Raw genomic sequence first — 16,322 nt, 5'->3', positions numbered from 1 at the left:
GCGGCGTTATTGCTGGAGCAGTGCGGGCACGATCCAGACTGCGGACAGCACCACCACCGCAAGCAACAGCGAAATCGCAAGGACGTAGCGCACGCCATGTTCCTTCACACCGCCGCTCGCTTCGGTCTCGGTCACCTCGACATGGTCATCGACGACTTGCATGCTTCGTCTCCCTTCTGGTCCGCATCAAACGCGGCCCCTCCACGCGCGGTTCCCGCGCATCGAATGGGGAGAGATAGGCCAGAGGGTCTGTAAGCCGGGTTCTGTCCACCCCGTTGCCGGGGATGGGCGATCATTCCTCTAGGCGGCCGGTTGCCCGGACGCTCAAGCAGTCAACCCGGACGGCGGGGCCGGAACCAGCCCTGAGTTACCTCGTGCCATCCCTATTCGACCTTGCTCCCGGTGGGGTTTGCCATGCCGCGTCCGTTACCGTCCGCGCGGTGCGCTCTTACCGCACCCTTTCACCTTTCGCCGGGCCGAAGCCTTTGGCGGTCTGCTCTCTGTGGCACTTTCCCTGACCCCGGTTGCCCGGAGCCGCCGGACGTTATCCGGCACCGTGGTTTCCGTGGAGCCCGGACTTTCCTCCCCCGCTTGCGCGGCGGCGACCGCCCGACCCTCTGGCTGGGCGCACTATAGCGCGAATGGAGCGGCATTGCGAGGGATTGTGCGGAAGGGCTGTTTTGGGGTGGTTTCCAGACACTCGTCACCCCGGACTTGATCCGGGGTCCATGACTTCGACGCCGCGATGGATCCCGGATCAAGTCCGGGATGACGAAGCGGGAACCATCCTCCCTGTCGCGTAGCGATGGGGAGGGGGACCGCCGCCGTAGGCGGTGGTGGAGGGGCGGCAACGTCGCGCCATTTGCCCCTCCGTCAGCGCTTCGCGCTGCCACCTCCCCATGCCTGCGGCACAGGGAGGAACGGATGCCCGCAACCGGTCGCTAACGGCCGATCAACCGCCCTCGGGCTGCGGCAGCAGCAGCGCGAGCAGGATTGCACGGCATTCGCCGTCGATCGTCCCGTCGATCAGCTCGGGCCGGAAGCGGCGCTGGAAGGCGACGGTCGCCGCGAAGCCGTCGGTCACGTCATAACCGAAGCGTTCGAGCGCGAGCAGGAAGCCCGCGTCGGTCCACAGCGGATCGGTCAGTTTCTTGGTCGGGCGCGGCAGCGCAAGACGGCGGCGCGCGAGTTCCTCCCACGGAAAGAGCTCGCCCGGATCCTGCTTGCGCGTCGGCGCGATGTCCGAATGGCCGACGACATTGCCGCGGGTGATCGAATGGCGATCCTTGATCATATGCACGAGGCGGACGACCGACGCGACCTGCGGGTCGGGAAAGGGCACATAGCCGAATTCATGCCCCGGGTTGACGATCTCGATCCCGACGCTCGCCGAATTGATGTCGCTGACCCCGCGCCAGTGCGATTTTCCGGCGTGCCAGGCGCGCTTCTCCTCGGGCACCATGTGGGTGATCTGCCCGTCCTCGCTGACGACATAGTGCGCCGACACCTTGGCCTCGGGATCCGCAAGCCGATCAAGGGCTTCGGCGCCGGTCCTCATGCCGGTATAGTGAAGCACGATCATCGAAATGGGCAGCGAACGCTCGTCGAAATTGGGAGACCAGCGTTCGATAAAATCGCTCATGCGTGTCGCGGTCCGTCCTTGCCCAGCCCAGCGCTTCGCTTGCGCCACCAAGGCGCAAAAAGCAAGGTCAGGCAGCGATCGAGGGCGAGATGCCGGGGCGGCGCACCTGCTGGTCGGCGGGCTCGTACAAGCCGCGAAGCCGGGGACTCGCGACGAACTGGTCGGTCTGGCCGAGCACCGTCTCACCCGCACCGAGGACAAGGAAGCTTTGCGGCGCCGCCATCGCGCGCAGTTTTGCGAACGCCTTTTTCCGCATGTCGGCCGAAAAATAGAGCAGGAGATTGCGGCAGAAGATCAGGTCGGCGGTGCCCGCGAGCGGCGGACGGTCGGTAAGCATATTCTGCACCGAGAAATCGATCCGGCGACGCAGGTCGGCCTTGGCGAGCCACCCCCCCTCGGTCTGGTCGAACCAGCGCACCATGCGCTGGACCGGCAGCCCGCGCTGGATCTCGAACTGGCTATACAGGCCGACGCGCGCACGGCCGATCGCATGATAGCTGACGTCGGTACCGACGATATCGATCTGCCAGCCCGCCCATTTTCTGTCCTGCTCGGCAACCAGCATCGCCATCGAATAGGCTTCCTGCCCGGTCGAAACGCCGCAATGCCAGATGGTGAGCCGGCGCTGGCGCGCGTTGATCTGCCGAAGATGTTCGAGGGCGTTGGAAGCTATATCGTCGAACACGCTGTGTTCGCGGTAAAAATAGGTTTCGTTATTGAGCATGGCATCGACGGTATCGTCGAGCAGCTGACGGCTGTTCGAGGTGACGAGCGCCGCGACGAGCGCGTCGAGGTCGGCGATACCGTGACGCTGCATCACCGGCTTCAGCGACATTTCGATCCGCCAGATGCGGTTCGGCGACAGCGTCTGCCCGGTCCGCGATTCGAGCACGCCCATCAGCACGCGATAGGCGGACTCGCTCGCCGAGCCGCCCATCATGACGCGCGGCGTCCGGTAAGGAAGCTGCCGAGCATCAGCGCGATCGCGTCGGGGTTGAGCGTAGCGGTCGCGAGCCCCGCCTTGGCAACCGCGCCGGGCATCCCCCAGATCACGCAGCTTTCGGGCGCCTGCGCGAAGATCGTGCCGCCCGCCGATTTCAGACGCTCGGCGCCGTTCGCGCCGTCGCGGCCCATGCCGCTGAGCACCACCGCCACGCCGCCCTTGCCGTAAACGTCGGCGACCGACGCGAGCATAGGATCGGCGGAGGGGCAGCAGCCGTTCTCGACCGGCCGGCGGTCGAGCGCGATTTCACGGCGCGCGCCGTTCGCGACAACCATCAGATGCGCGTCGCCGGGGGCGAGATAGATGCGGTTCGCCTCGACCGCCATGCCCGCCGCGGCCACGCACACCTTGCGTCCTGTCATCGTCGCGATCTGCTTGGCGTAGAATTCCATGAAGGCGTCGGGCAGGTGCTGGGTCAGCAGGATCGGCGCGGTGACGCGCGGGTCTAGGTGGGTGATGAAATTGGCAAACGCCGGAATTCCGCCGGTCGACGCCGCGACCGCGATGCATTCGAGCGACTGGTCGGCATCGACCACGACCGGTGCGGGGGGTGCGGGCGGGCGATAGGCGACACGCGTCGCGGCGGGAATCGCCTGACGCTGGCCGAGCGAGAGGATGCGTTCGGTGAGCACCTCGGCGAAGCGCCCCGAAAAGCTGCCGCGTCCAGGCTTGGCGAGCGTGTCGCTGGCGCCGAGCGCAAGCGCCTCGATCGCGGCGGGGCCGCCTTCGACGCAGTTCGACGAAAGGATCAGCACGCGTGCATTGGCGGCGCGCTCCAATATGTGCGGCAGCGCATCGATGCCGTTCATGCCAGGCATTTCGATGTCGAGCACAACGACATCTACGGGCTCCGACGCAAGGAACGCCAGCGCATCATGCGCCGAGGCGACCGATGCGCAGACCTGAAGCCCCGGCGTGCCTTCGACGATGCGCTCGAGAATGGACCGGACGACAAGGCTGTCGTCGACCAGCATCACGCGGACGCGGCGACCGACGGGGAGATCGTCTCCCGCCGGGTTTGACATCAGGGGGGCAGGCCGTCCCATCGCCGCCGCCTCACGCCACGCCGACGAGCTGCAGCTTTCCCTCGAGCGTTTCGCGGTCGAACGGCTTCATCACATATTCGTCCGCGCCCGCCTCGATCGCGGCGCGGATATGGTCGATGCTGTTCTCGGTCGTGCAGAAGACGACGCGCGGACGCTCGTCGAAGCCATAGTCGAGGTCGTTGAACGCGGTGAGGAATTCCATCCCGCTCATCACCGGCATGTTCCAGTCGAGCAGAATCACGTCGGGACGGTTCGCGCGGCAAAAGGTCAGCGCCTCCTGCCCGTCGGCTGCCTCATCGACAGAAAATTCCATCGATTCAAGAATATGCCGGGCGACCTTACGGATGACTTTGCTGTCATCGACGACCAGACAAGACTTCGACATTAGGACCTCCGCACCCCGGTTTCGCGCCATGCTAACCTGAAGGAGTATTCAGCTAGTTAACTTATGCCGCGCGCTGGGCGGGCAAGGTGATGAAATGCGACGGATCGACGACGAGGAGCGAATGCCCCTCATGCTCGATCATCGCATCGGCGACGCGCGCCCAGCCGGGCAGCAGCTTTCCGGTGACGCGCGTCTCGGGCGCGTCGATGAAGCAGACGTCCTCGATCTCGTCGGCGAGCAGCGCATAGCCATGTTCGGCGACATCGACGACGACGACGCGCTGACCGGGTGCAACCGGCACCGGCGGCAGGCCGACGACGACATGCGGGTCGATCAGCGTGAAGACCCGGCTGCGCAGCGCGAACAGCCCCGCGACATGCGGCGGCGCGGCGGGCACCTCGACCGGGGTGCCGACGGTGACGACCGAATTGATCGCGCGGCTGCGCAGCGCGACGCGCGTGTCGGCGATCCGCGCGACGAGGTAGAGCTTGTCCATCATGCGCCCGCTCCCCCGGTCCGGCGACGCAGCGCATCGAGCAGCGCACCGCGGTCGTAGCGATAGACGGTCTCGTCATCGGGCCCGGCCGCCGCGGCCGAGGCGCGGAGACGGATCACCGGCACGTCGCCATCGCCGGCCCGCGCCGCGCCCTCGTCGGTCAGACACAGCATGACGTCGGCGGTTTCGCCGGAGGTCTCGGCAACGACGCGATACCCCGCACTCTGCAGGATCGGGGCGAGGAAGTTGTCGCCCCAACCGTCGTGATCGTCGGCAATGCGGCAAATGGGCTGGCGCACGGCGGGCGCGACCGCGCCGCACGCATATTGCTCCATCAGCCAGAAGGGATCGACCAGCTCGACCGGATCGCCCGCGACGATCGCGATGCCCGCCACCAGCCCCGGCGCCGCTGCGGGCTGGACCATGTCGGGCAGGCGGACGATATCGACCACCTCTTCGATCGGATAGCAAAGCACCATCTGCCCGTCGTTGAGGCGCAGCAGCTTGAGCGTGCCATGGCCCTCGGGGAGTTTCGCCGCGTGGACGGGGAAGATATCGTCGCCGATCTGCGCCTGGATCTGCCCCGCGCTTTCGAACAGCGCGAGCGCCGGCACTTCCTCGACGCGCTCGATCACCGACAGGCGGATGCCGCGCGTGCGGCCGCCGATGTCGCGGAATAGCAGGAGCTGCGCAGCGTTGCGCGCGGCCGCCGCGGCCGCTTCGGCCTCGACGGCATGATCGAGGCTGCGGCCAGCCTCGGACGCGTCGATCGCGGCAGCGGCGAGGATTCCCTGTACGTCGAGCAGCAGCACCGGGCGCCCGTTGTCGGGCAATGTGGTGCCGGCATAGAGGCCGGTCGCCATGATCATTGGCGCGGCGGGCTTGATCACGAGCTCTTCATGATCGTGGATCGCCGCGACGCTGAGGGCATAGCTCTGCCCCTGTCCCGGCCGGACGAGCACGAGCGCGCGGTCCTCGACATCGTCGCGGTGATCGCGCGTGCGGCCGAGAATCGTTTCGAGGCGGAGCAACGGGAATTGCTCGCCGCGTACGGTCACGATCTCGCCGCCGCCAACGCGTTCGATGCGGACCGTGTCGCTCGTTTCGAGCAGGATTTCGCGCACCGCGCCGCGCGGGATCGCGAAATATTGCCCCGCCGCGCGGACCATGAGCCCCGAGATGATCGTCAGCGTCATCGGCACACGCAGCACGACGGCAAGGCCCCTGCCCTCGTCGTTGCGCAGTTCGACGAGACCGCCGATCTTTTCGACATTCGCCTTGACGATATCCATGCCGACGCCGCGCCCCGAGATCGAGGTGATCTTGGCGGCGGTCGAAAAGCCGGGGCGAAAGATGAGTTCGAGCTTTTCGCGGGGCGTCAGCGCGCGCGCGTCGGCCGCCGACAGGATGCGCGCCGAGATCGCCTTTTGCACCAGCGCGTCGGGCGACAGGCCGCGGCCGTCGTCGCGCACCTCGATCTCGATCTGGTTGCCCGACTGGCGCGCCGAGACCGCGATGGTCGCAGTAATGTCCTTGCCCGCCGCGACGCGCCCGTCGAGCGCCTCGACCCCGTGGTCGATCGCATTGCGGACGATGTGGATCAGCGGATCGCGGATATTCTCCATCATCTCGCGATCGAGTTCGACCTCGCCGCCGCTGGTCGCAAAGCGGACCTTCTTGCCGAGATCCTGCGCGAGATCGCGAACGATGCGCGGCAGGGGCGCGAACAATTTGTCGATGCGCTGCATCCGCATCTGGCTGACCGACTGGCGCATCCCGGCGATCGAGTCGGACAAGCGGTCGAACGCCGCGATCAGCGCGGGATCGGCGCCCGATTCGCGGAGCATCCGCGCGAATTCGTTGCGCGCGAGGACGATATCGGTGACCCCCGTCATCACGCTGTCGAGCAGCGGCAGCGGGACGCGGATCGAGCGCCAACCCTGCAGGTCGGTGACGATGTCGTCGTCGCGGCGAAGCTGGATTTCTGCCGGTTCGGCCGGGGCTTCGGGCGTGTCCTCCGTCACGGCGAGCGCGCCGATCACATCGCTGTCGTCGCCCGCCGGTTCGGCGCCCTTGCTGCCGAGCGCAGCGCAAAGCTGCGACAGCCGGTCGACGATGCCGAGCACGCCGGTGACGAGCGCGGCGTTGGCCGGGCGGTTGCCGCGCCGAACCTGATCGAGCGCATCCTCGGCGGCGTGCGCCAGCGCGGTGACGCGCGGCAAAGCAAGGAATCCCGAGCTGCCCTTGATCGTGTGGACGAGACGGAAAATCGCGTCGAGCTGCGCGCGGTCGGCGGGATCGGCTTCCCACGCGACCAGCGCCCCGCCGGCTTCGGCAAGGATTTCGGCCGTTTCGGCCAGAAAATCGTTCAGCAGGTCGTCCATTGCGGTGTCGGTGCGCCCCAAAATCCCGGGCTCACCATTGCCGGACAATGGTTAATGGAGGGTTTGTTTAGGGGAGAATGTGCAAGGAAATTGCGCCGCTACGCGAGCGCGATCAGCGACCCTTGAGCACCGCGCCGACAAGCAGCGTGGTCGGTGTCTCGCGCGCCAGCATCACCGTGCCGCCATTCTGCCTCGCCACCGCCTGCACGAGCACCGCGGGCGCGGTGCGCGAGGTCATCGCGCTGGCGCCCTCCCCTTCGGCAAGGATGCGTTCGACATCGGCGTCGAGGAAGATGCGCTCGGCCTCGACGTGCAGCGCGATCTCGATGCCCTCTCCCTGATTTTCGCAGCCGATATCGAGCCGGCCGCCGCGCACCAGCGCATCGACGAGAAGGAGCGACAGGTTGAGGATGATCTTCACCGCGGGCTTGGGCAGCGGATCGGTCCCGATCATCCAGTTGAGGTCGATCGCGCGGTCGCCGATGATCCCCTGGATCGCCGACTTCGCCTCGTCGGCGGGAACCAGTTCGCCGAAGCCGCCCGCCGACCCGAAGGCGAGGCGAAAGAATTTGAGCTTGTTCGCCGAGGTCCGGGCGCTCTGTTCGAGCAGTTCGATGCAGCGCGCCCGCATCTCCGGGTCTTTTTCGTCGGCCAGCAGTTCGAGCCCGTTGGCGAAGGCGCCGACGGGGCTCAAGAGATCATGGCACAGCCGCGAGGCCAGCATGGACGCGAAATCGACGCGGTCGTCGGACATGGATCACTCCCCGCAGACCGGACCTTTCCGGCTCGCGCCTGCTCCCTAAGGCAGGGACATGGTTAAGGGCAAGGGGCATCCCCTTCACCTTGAAATTCGGCGCCCCGCTCCCATATCGCGAGCAATGTTGGGGGACGACGAAATACTGACCGTGACGCTTGCAGACAGCGCGGCCGGGCTGCGGCTCGACCGGGCGCTGGCCGAGGCGCTCCCCGATCTTTCACGCGAGCGATTGAAGACGCTGATCAAGGGTGGCCGCGTTTCGGACGCGTCGGGCGCAGTGCTGTGGGATCCGTCGGCGAAGGCCGCGGCTGCGACGCTCGCGGTCCGTCTGCCCGCCCCCGCCCCGGCGCATAATGTCGCGCAGGATATGGACCTCGTCATCGCATTTGAGGACGAGCATCTGATCGTCGTCGACAAGCCTGCGGGGATGGTCGTCCACCCCGCCGCGGGCAATCTCGACGGGACGATGGTCAATGCGCTGCTCCACCATTGCGCGGGACAATTGTCGGGGGTCGGCGGCGTCGCGCGTCCCGGCATCGTCCACCGCATCGACAAGGATACCAGCGGGCTGATCGTCGCCGCGAAGCACGACAAGGCGCACGAAGGCCTGGCGAAGCAGTTCGCGGCGCACAGCATCGACCGCCGCTACCTGGCTCTCGCGACCGGCCGCCCGATCCCGCCGAACGGCACCGTCAACGCGGCGCTCGGGCGGTCGAGCACCAACCGCAAGAAGATGGCGGTGGTGGCCGAAGGGCGCGGCAAACATGCGATCACCCATTACCGGACGATCGAACCGCTGAAGAATGCGACATTGGTCGAATGCCGACTGGAAACCGGCCGCACGCATCAGGTGCGCGTCCATATGGCGCATATCGGCCATCCGCTGGTCGGCGACCCGGTCTATGGCCGCGCCAAAAAGCCGCTGTCGGACACATTAAAAGCCCGTAATTTTACCCGTCAGGCGTTGCACGCGGCGCATTTGGGCTTTATTCATCCGGTGACCGGTAACAGCATCGCGCTCGACAGCGAACTCCCAGCGGACATGCGGGAACTGATCGATGAACTGCGCGTTTAAGTTTCGAATGAAAATCTATTTTGACCGCTGGACCCAACCGGGGCAGAATGATTTCAGGTTTTAGGGAAGACACTCTCCATGGCTAACAAAAGCAATGTTCCGGCAGTGGTGCCCGCGCTCGGCGGTGAGGCGAGCCTGAACCGCTATCTGGCCGAAATCCGCAAATTTCCGCTGCTGACGCCCGAGCAGGAGTATATGCTCGCGAAGCGCTTTCAGGAGCATGGTGACAATGAAGCTGCGGCGCAGCTCGTCACGTCGCACCTCCGCCTCGTCGCGAAGATCGCGATGGGCTATCGCGGCTATGGCCTGCCGGTCAGCGAGCTGATCAGCGAGGGCAATATCGGCCTGATGCAGGGCGTGAAGAAGTTCGATCCCGAACGCGGCTTCCGCCTCGCCACCTATGCAATGTGGTGGATCCGCGCCTCGATCCAGGAATTCATCCTGCGGTCGTGGAGCCTCGTGAAGATGGGCACCACCGCGGCGCAGAAGAAGCTGTTCTTCAACCTGCGCCGGATGAAGAACAGCCTCGACGCGTTCGAGGACGGCGATCTCAGCCCCGAGCATGTGGCAAAGATCGCCAAGGATCTGGGCGTCACCGAGGACGAGGTCGTCAGCATGAACCGCCGCATGGCGATGGGCGGCGACACCTCGCTCAACGTCCCGATGGGCGAGGACGGCGACAGCCAGTGGCAGGATCTGCTTGGCGACGAGGGTCCGCTGCAGGACGAGCGCGTGGCCGAGGCCGAGGAACGCGACGTGCGGCACGAGCTGCTGACCGAAGCGCTGGCCACGCTCAACGAGCGCGAACGCCATATCCTGACCGAACGCCGCCTGACCGACGATCCGAAGACGCTCGAGGATCTGAGCCAGGTCTATGACGTCAGCCGCGAACGCGTGCGCCAGATCGAAGTTCGAGCCTTCGAGAAGCTGCAGAAAGCGATGCTCAAGCTGGCGGGCGACCGGCGACTGGTCAACGCATAGCCGCTGTATTTTCTTCGTCACCCCGGACTTGATCCGGGGTCCACTGCGACGCCGCAAAATGGACCCCGGATCAAGTCCGGGGTGACGATTATTATATGCCATGCCCGCTTGCCACCACCTCGCTAGCGGCTAATTTGCCCGCATGGCAACGAAGTCCCGCGCGAAGACGCGCAAGCTCCCTTGGTATCTGCGGCCCATCAAATGGCTACTGTGGTTCATCGCGATCTCGGTCGTCTGGGTGCTGATCTATGCCGTCGTGCCGCCGCCGGTGACGATCACGATGCTGACCGACGGCAACGGCATAACCAAGGACTGGACCAGCCTGTCGAACATCGACCGCAACATGGTGCGCGCCGCGATCGCCGCCGAGGACGGCAAGTTCTGCAGCCATGACGGGTTCGACCGCGAGGCGATCGAGCAGGCGATCGAACGCAACGCCCAGGGCAAGCGGATGCGCGGGGGATCGACGATCAGCCAGCAGACCGCGAAAAACGTCTTCCTGTGGCAGGGCAGCGGCTGGACGCGCTATATCCGCAAGGTGCCCGAGGTGTGGTTCACCTTCCTGATCGAGAAGATATGGGGCAAGCGGCGGATCATGGAGGTGTACCTCAACGTCGCCGAGACGGGGCTGGGCACCTATGGGGTCGAGGCCGGTGCGCAGCGTTATTTCAAGCATGGCGCAAGCAAGCTGACCCCGCAGGAGGCCGCACGGATCGCCGCGATCCTGCCGCTGCCGAAGAAGCGCGAGGCGGTGAGCCCGTCGGGCTTCACGCGACGCTATGGCAATTCGATCCGCGCGCGGATCGGAATCGTACGGCGCGATGGGCTGGATGGGTGTATCTACAATTAGAGCCGACAGGGCTCAAATGCCGAGAATCGAAACGATTTGACGCGCATCTGGCCTCCGTTCAAGTCAGTCAGCAAATTCAGAGAATAGTCGGCCCTGGACGGATAATTTGTCGAAGACCGGATGCGCCGAGTGGCGGAGCGCGACCGACATCTTTGTTCGACATTTCGACGAAAGTTCGAACACGCCATATCGACGCTCGGGCGACCATCCGGCGCAAGATGCCGAGATATGAGGTTCGATCAGATCGATCGCCGCCTCATTGAATGCCAAGCCAGCGCCCACTGCCCTATCCCAGCGCCCGTCGACGACTTGGATGCACAGGCCGCCCACCAAGCCTTGCGTTGGCCACCATTCGGGCGTCGAAACCATCGCTAGGTTACGCCGGCTTCCAGCTCTTCCGCTCTTCGGCCTGCTTGAGCACCTCGAACGCCGCCTGACCTGCCGCGAAGCGCTTCGCGGCTTCGGCATCGCCCGGGTTCACGTCAGGATGGCATTCCTTGGCATAGGCGCGCCACGCCTTCTTCGTCGCGTCGAAATCGGCGTCGGGGTCGAGGCCGAGGAGTTCGAGCGCGCGCATCTCGTCGGCGCTGCGGCTACCGTCGCCCGATCCGCCCCAGGCATAATGCTGTGCGCGGGCGTAGCTGCGGGCGCCCTGCGCCTCTTCGGCGGCGCGCGCCGCAGCGTCTTCGGCGGAAAGGCCGGCGAAATAGTCCCAGCCGCGATTATATTCGGCGGCGTGCGCCTCGCAGAAATACCAGCGCTCGGGGCTGTTCGGCGACTTGGGCGCGGGGCAGTTGCCGGGATTGGTGCAACCGTGACGGTCGCACAGGCGGACCTTCTGCGTCTCGCGCGACGAGCCATAGGGGCGCCAGCGGGGAAAACCCCAGTCGTCGGATCTCTTGGCGCGGCTCATTCCACCCCATGTAGCAACGGGGGCGCCGATTGGCTAGGCGCGGCGGCCGGTAAACCTAGTTTTTCGGCGAATAACCGAACGCCTTGTGTGCGAGCTTGACCACCGCGGGGTCGAGATCGGGCGGGGTCATCGGCACCGCCGCCTCCAGCGTCTCGATGACATGCCTCATCGCTGCGATGCGCGCCGCCTTCTTGTTGTTCCCGTCGATGACCGTCCACGGCGCCCAGCGCGTGTCGGTCTGCTGGAACATATCCTCCATCGCCGCCAGATATTGTTTGCGTTTCGAGCGGTTGCGATAGTCGTCGGCGCCGGTCTTCCACCGCTTCCACGGATCGTTGAGCCGGTCGGCGAAGCGTTTGTCCTGTTCCTCCTGCGTGACGTGGACGAACAGCTTGACCAGATTGGTGTGGCTGCCGGTCAGCTGCGCCTCGAACTCGTTGATCTCGTCATAACCCTTGCGCCACTCGGCCTCGGTCGCATAGCCCTCGACGCGCTCGACAAGGACGCGGCCGTACCAACTGCGGTCGAAGATCGATATTTCGCGGTTGCCCGGCAGGCGCTTCCAGAAACGCCACAGAAAATGCCGCGCCTTTTCCTCTTCGTTCGGCGCCGCAATCGGCCACACCTCGAAATAGCGGGGGTCGAGCGACGCTGTCAGGCGCTGGATGATCCCGCCCTTCCCCGCCGCATCCCAGCCCTCGAGCATGATGACGCTGCGCTGGCCGTGGGTGATGTGCGCTGCCTGCACCCGTTCGAGCCGCGCCTCGAGCAGCGCGACGTCCTTGGCATAGTCGCCCGCATATTTGGCACCGGTTTCATAGTCGGAGAGCTGGATGGTCATGGCCTTATCCTAGCCAAGCGAGGCCGTTCGACCAAGCGCGCGATGTGTCCGTTTCCGGCACAAACCCCGGTCAGTCGACGCCCATCAGCCGCTTGCGTGCATCCCAGTCGGCGAGCGCGCGGCGGTGCCGGTCGATCCGCGCGATGCCTTCGCCGATATCGCGGTTCTTCGACCCCAGCCGCTGCGCCTGGCCGTACCAGTCGACCGCGGCGGCGAAATCGCCGCCCATCTCGGCGCAGAGGCCGAGGTTGAAGGCGAGCGCGGCGGTCGGCTCGGCGTCGCGCGTCAGGCGGGCCCATGTTTCGCAGGCCGCGGCGGGATTGCTCTTGGTCAGGCGGATCGCCTCCTTGAAGGCATCGGCCGCAGGCTTGCCGAGCCCCTCGCGATTCTCGTCGACGCGGACGTCGATCGCATAGCCCGTCGGCGCCAGATCGCGGCGGATCGCCTGCACCTGGTCGCGCTCGGCCCATTCGATATAATCGTCGGCGGTACGCGACGCGGCACGGTCGGGGCACCAGGTCTGCTGGTCACGCGCGCTGAACGGACGCGTATAGCGGATCGAGCCATCCTTGATCGCGACCAGCCGCGCGGTCGTCGCGACGGTGATCGTGCGGCGCCGGCACCGGATGTCGACCTCGACCTCCGTCACGCACTTCTTCTTGTCGGCCGGATCATATTCGGTGCATTTCTTGCGCTTCTCGGTGACCGGCACCTCGTCGACGCTGGCGCGCGTCGTGCCGGTGACGAGGCCGTCGATCGGCGCCCCCGATTCCGGTGCGACGATGCGATAATAGATGCGGCCGTCGAAGCGGGCCTCGCCGAGCGCGGCTTCCAGATGCTGCGCAACCGCTGCGCCGTCCGCGCCCTCGAAGCGTTCTACGGCGATGCGGAGCAGGTCGTTGACATTTGCCGTTGCAGGGTCGCTGCCAGCGATAGGCAGCGTCTCGGCGGCCGCCGGGATCGCGAGAGACAGGGCAGTCGCAGCCAACAACGCACGCAGCATGAATCACCCCCCGATGTCCGACCCCGGCGTGGGCTATCGCAGCCCCGCGGGCCTGTCAAAGCGCGGTTGCGATCAGGTCGGCGATGCGCCGCGGCGCTTCCATCGGGATGAAATGGCTGAGCTCGGCCCATTGCTCGTCGCGCACCGAACCCAGCTGCGCACCGAGCCCCGGCCACGACGGGCTCACCGAGAAATCGAGATTGTTCGCGCGCTCGCCGCTTTTCGCGCGGATGACGGTCGACGGCGCGGCGATGCGGCCGAGCCAGGCATAGGGATCGGTGCGCGCGGCGCCGAGGTAAACCGATGCTTCGAGCCGCGGCGGGCAGGCGAGCTCCCATCCCTCTCCGTCGGCGACGGGGAGCAGGCCGTATCGGCAATAGTCGGCGAGGACTTCAGGCTGCCAGTGGGCATAGGGCGGACGCTCGGCGAAGCTCGCCAGCATCGCCTCCCACCCGTCCCAACGGTTACGACGGCGCGCGACAGGATGTTCCGACGGGTCGGGCACGGGCTGCCCCGCGGTATGCGCGTAGAAGACGGGGTCCATGATCACCGGATCGATCAGGAAGATGTGCCGGAACGCGTCGGGGCGCTCTGCCGCAAGGCGGCTCAGCACATAGCTGCCCATGCTGTGCCCGCAGCCGACGAGCGGCGTGCCGGCAAGGCGATCGACCAGCGGCAGCAGCGCATCGGAGGTCGCCGCCCAGTCGGACAGCGAGGCGGGCTTGAAGCTGCGCCCATGGCCGCGGTGATCGGGGGCGATGACATGTGTGCTATCGGGAAGCGCGGCGACCACCTGATCCCATAGCCGCGCGTGAAAGCCTGTCGCGTGGAGCAGGAGGAGCGAAGGCCCCTCGCCCCGCCGACCCCATTCGAACCAGCAGATTTTGCCTTCCGGCGTCGCCTGCCGGTGCTTGCGGGGCTGTTCCATTCAGATCGTCATCCCGGCGCGACCCGGAATCTCGCCATCTCGTTCCGCCGCAGCGGCGAGATCCCGGCCTGCGCCGGGATGATGAGAAAAGCGAGACCGGCCGTTATCCAAGGATCAGTTCTTCGGACCATCCACCAGGCGGATATGCAGTTCCTTGAGCTGCTTTTCGCTGACCGGCGCGGGGGCGCCCATCATCAGATCCTCGGCCTTCTGCGTCATCGGGAAGACGATCACTTCGCGGATGTTCGGCTCGTCGGCGAGCAGCATCACGATGCGGTCGACGCCCGGCGCCGAACCGCCGTGCGGCGGGGCGCCGAACTTGAAGGCGTTGATCATGCCTGCAAAGTTCGTGTCGACGTCCTGCTGGCTGTAACCCGCAATCTCGAACGCCTTGTACATGATGTCGGGGCGATGATTCCGGATCGCGCCCGACGACAGTTCGACGCCGTTGCAGACGATGTCATACTGATAGGCGAGGATATCGAGCGGATCCTTGGTCGTCAGCGCGTCCATCTCGCCCTGCGGCATCGAGAAAGGGTTGTGGCTGAAATCGATCTTGCCGGTCTCTTCGTCGGCCTCGAACATCGGGAAATCGACGATCCAGCAGAATTCGAAGCGGCTCTTGTCGATCAGGTCCAGCTGTTCGGCGACGCGCGTGCGGGCGAGGCCGGCGAGCTTCGCGGCCTTCGCCTCGACGCCCGCGGCGAAGAAGATGCCGTCGTTGGGGCCGAGGCCCATCGCGTCGGCGATCGCCTTCATGCCCTCCTGGCCGTGGTTGTTGGCGATCGGGCCGCCGAACACGCCGTCCTTCTGCGTCGCATAGCCGAGGCCGGGGAAACCTTCCGACTGCGCCCAGCTGTTCATCTCGTCGAAGAATTTGCGGCTCTTCTCGTGCGTTTCGGGGGCGGCGACCGCGCGGACGACCTGCCCTTCCTCGACCATCGACGCGAAGCGGCCGAAGCCCGAACCCTTGAAGAAATCGCCCACGTCATGGACGAGCAGCGGGTTGCGCAGATCGGGCTTGTCGCTGCCGTACTTCAGCATCGACTCGCGGTAAGGGATGCGCTTGAACGGCAGCGGCGACACGGTGCGCCCCTTGCCGTCGAAATCGGCGAATTCTTCGAACACGCCGTGCAGCACAGGCTCGATCGCGGCGAAGACGTCGTCCTGCGTGACGAAGCTCATCTCGAAATCGAGCTGGTAGAATTCGCCGGGCGAGCGGTCGGCGCGCGCGTCCTCGTCGCGGAAGCAGGGCGCGATCTGGAAATAGCGGTCGAAGCCCGCGACCATCAGCAGCTGCTTGAACATCTGCGGCGCCTGCGGCAGCGCATAGAATTTGCCGGGATGGACGCGGCTGGGCACCAGATAGTCGCGCGCGCCCTCGGGGCTGCTCGCGGTCAGGATCGGGGTCTGGAACTCGGTGAAGCCCTGGTCGATCATCCGGCGGCGCAGCGACGAAATCACGTTCGAGCGCAGCACGATATTCTTGTGCAGCCGTTCGCGGCGGAGATCGAGGAAGCGGTTGGTGAGGCGGATTTCCTCGGGATATTCGGCCTCGCCGAACACCGGCAGCGGCAGGCGCTCGGCGGCCGACTGGACAGTCACCGCGGTCGGATAGATTTCGATCTCGCCGGTCGCGAGCTTCGGGTTGAGCGTCTCGGGCGAGCGCGCCGCGACCTTGCCGGTGAAGGTCAGGACGGACTCGGGGCCGACGCCATTGACCGTGGGATAAAGGTCCGAGCCGGTCTCCACCACGATCTGGGTAATGCCATAATGGTCGCGAAGGTCGACGAAGAGCACGTTCGCATGCTCGCGCGTCCGGTGCACCCAGCCCGAAAGGCGGACTTCCTCGCCAACGTTGGCGGCGCGAAGATCGGCGCAAGTGTGGGTACGATAGGCGTGCATTGTGATCGTCTTTCAAATGTCAGGAGAGGCGCGCCGGAAAACGCCCCGATATGGCCGCGCCTAAGGCAATGCGGCGCACGATTTGTCAAGGGTCGAGGGCGGATTCGCCCTCT

General features: G+C 65.8%; 17 protein-coding genes and 1 other RNA gene. 3 read left to right on the top strand and 15 right to left on the bottom strand.

The window, feature by feature from the left end; translation table 11 throughout:
- Nucleotides 1–6 precede the first annotated feature (6 nt).
- The 9 genes from QOL79_RS03220 to QOL79_RS03180 all read right to left on the bottom strand — a co-directional run bounded on the left by QOL79_RS03220 (nt 7) and on the right by QOL79_RS03180 (nt 7,710).
- Nucleotides 7–162 (bottom strand): hypothetical protein, encoded by a 156-nt coding sequence (locus tag QOL79_RS03220; RefSeq protein WP_167541754.1) that lies wholly within the window; start codon nt 160–162, stop codon nt 7–9.
- 74 nt (nt 163–236) lie between these two features.
- Nucleotides 237–621: RNase P RNA component class A (gene rnpB / locus QOL79_RS03215), an RNA gene on the bottom strand.
- 331 nt (nt 622–952) lie between these two features.
- Nucleotides 953–1,642, bottom strand: a complete 690-nt coding sequence (locus QOL79_RS03210) for an N-acetylmuramoyl-L-alanine amidase (RefSeq protein WP_282946977.1) — start codon at nt 1,640–1,642, stop codon at nt 953–955.
- A gap of 67 nt (nt 1,643–1,709) precedes the next feature.
- Nucleotides 1,710–2,582 (bottom strand): CheR family methyltransferase, encoded by an 873-nt coding sequence (locus tag QOL79_RS03205; protein ID WP_283418597.1) that lies wholly within the window; start codon nt 2,580–2,582, stop codon nt 1,710–1,712.
- Entirely contained in the window at nt 2,579–3,691 is a 1,113-nt protein-coding gene (gene cheB, locus QOL79_RS03200) for a chemotaxis-specific protein-glutamate methyltransferase CheB (protein ID WP_283418596.1), read from the bottom strand. The genes QOL79_RS03205 and cheB overlap by 4 nt, the downstream gene beginning before the upstream one ends.
- Before the next feature lie 10 nt (nt 3,692–3,701).
- A complete protein-coding gene (locus QOL79_RS03195) occupies nt 3,702–4,076 on the bottom strand; it encodes a response regulator (RefSeq protein ID WP_058454428.1) in 375 nt (124 codons plus the stop codon).
- Between the two features lie 61 nt (nt 4,077–4,137).
- On the bottom strand, nt 4,138–4,575 hold the full coding sequence (locus QOL79_RS03190; protein ID WP_204993137.1) for a chemotaxis protein CheW: 438 nt from the start codon (nt 4,573–4,575) through the stop codon (nt 4,138–4,140).
- A complete protein-coding gene (locus QOL79_RS03185; RefSeq protein ID WP_283418595.1) occupies nt 4,572–6,956 on the bottom strand; it encodes a chemotaxis protein CheA in 2,385 nt (794 codons plus the stop codon). Before QOL79_RS03185 ends, QOL79_RS03190 begins: the two co-directional genes overlap by 4 nt.
- A 112-nt stretch (nt 6,957–7,068) precedes the next feature.
- Entirely contained in the window at nt 7,069–7,710 is a 642-nt protein-coding gene (locus QOL79_RS03180) for a histidine phosphotransferase family protein (RefSeq protein ID WP_058454431.1), read from the bottom strand.
- 124 nt (nt 7,711–7,834) lie between these two features.
- On the opposite strand from QOL79_RS03180, the gene QOL79_RS03175 reads away from it, so the two are divergent.
- The 3 genes from QOL79_RS03175 to mtgA all read left to right on the top strand — a co-directional run bounded on the left by QOL79_RS03175 (nt 7,835) and on the right by mtgA (nt 10,619).
- Nucleotides 7,835–8,788 carry an RluA family pseudouridine synthase gene (locus tag QOL79_RS03175; RefSeq protein ID WP_058454432.1) on the top strand — a complete coding sequence of 318 codons (954 nt, stop codon included), beginning with the start codon at nt 7,835–7,837 and terminating at the stop codon, nt 8,786–8,788.
- Between the two features lie 78 nt (nt 8,789–8,866).
- Nucleotides 8,867–9,769 (top strand): RNA polymerase sigma factor RpoH, encoded by a 903-nt coding sequence (rpoH, locus tag QOL79_RS03170; RefSeq protein WP_058454433.1) that lies wholly within the window; start codon nt 8,867–8,869, stop codon nt 9,767–9,769.
- Between the two features lie 142 nt (nt 9,770–9,911).
- Nucleotides 9,912–10,619 (top strand): monofunctional biosynthetic peptidoglycan transglycosylase, encoded by a 708-nt coding sequence (gene mtgA, locus QOL79_RS03165; protein ID WP_283418594.1) that lies wholly within the window; start codon nt 9,912–9,914, stop codon nt 10,617–10,619.
- 63 nt (nt 10,620–10,682) lie between these two features.
- Here mtgA and QOL79_RS03160 read toward each other — a convergent pair whose 3' ends face one another.
- The 6 genes from QOL79_RS03160 to aspS all read right to left on the bottom strand — a co-directional run bounded on the left by QOL79_RS03160 (nt 10,683) and on the right by aspS (nt 16,209).
- The gene (locus QOL79_RS03160; RefSeq protein ID WP_283418593.1) at nt 10,683–10,988 is read right to left on the bottom strand and encodes a hypothetical protein; all 306 of its coding nucleotides are present in this window, start codon (nt 10,986–10,988) and stop codon (nt 10,683–10,685) included.
- Nucleotides 10,989–10,995: 7 nt separating this feature from the next.
- The gene (locus QOL79_RS03155) at nt 10,996–11,532 is read right to left on the bottom strand and encodes a J domain-containing protein (protein ID WP_204993143.1); all 537 of its coding nucleotides are present in this window, start codon (nt 11,530–11,532) and stop codon (nt 10,996–10,998) included.
- Nucleotides 11,533–11,587: 55 nt separating this feature from the next.
- On the bottom strand, nt 11,588–12,373 hold the full coding sequence (locus tag QOL79_RS03150; protein WP_283418592.1) for a polyphosphate kinase 2 family protein: 786 nt from the start codon (nt 12,371–12,373) through the stop codon (nt 11,588–11,590).
- A 70-nt stretch (nt 12,374–12,443) separates the two neighbouring features.
- Complete coding sequence (locus QOL79_RS03145) at nt 12,444–13,376, bottom strand: hypothetical protein (protein ID WP_283418591.1); 933 nt, start codon at nt 13,374–13,376, stop codon at nt 12,444–12,446.
- 55 nt (nt 13,377–13,431) lie between these two features.
- Nucleotides 13,432–14,304, bottom strand: coding sequence for an alpha/beta fold hydrolase (locus QOL79_RS03140; protein ID WP_283418590.1), 873 nt, complete (start codon nt 14,302–14,304; stop codon nt 13,432–13,434).
- Nucleotides 14,305–14,418: 114 nt separating this feature from the next.
- On the bottom strand, nt 14,419–16,209 hold the full coding sequence (gene aspS, locus QOL79_RS03135) for an aspartate--tRNA ligase (protein ID WP_283418589.1): 1,791 nt from the start codon (nt 16,207–16,209) through the stop codon (nt 14,419–14,421).
- Between the last annotated feature and the right edge of the window lie 113 nt (nt 16,210–16,322).

Origin of the sequence: Sphingopyxis sp. Geo48, assembly GCF_949769155.1 — a bacterium.
Taxonomy (GTDB): domain Bacteria; phylum Pseudomonadota; class Alphaproteobacteria; order Sphingomonadales; family Sphingomonadaceae; genus Sphingopyxis.
This window is presented reverse-complemented; position numbering and strand designations above follow the sequence as displayed.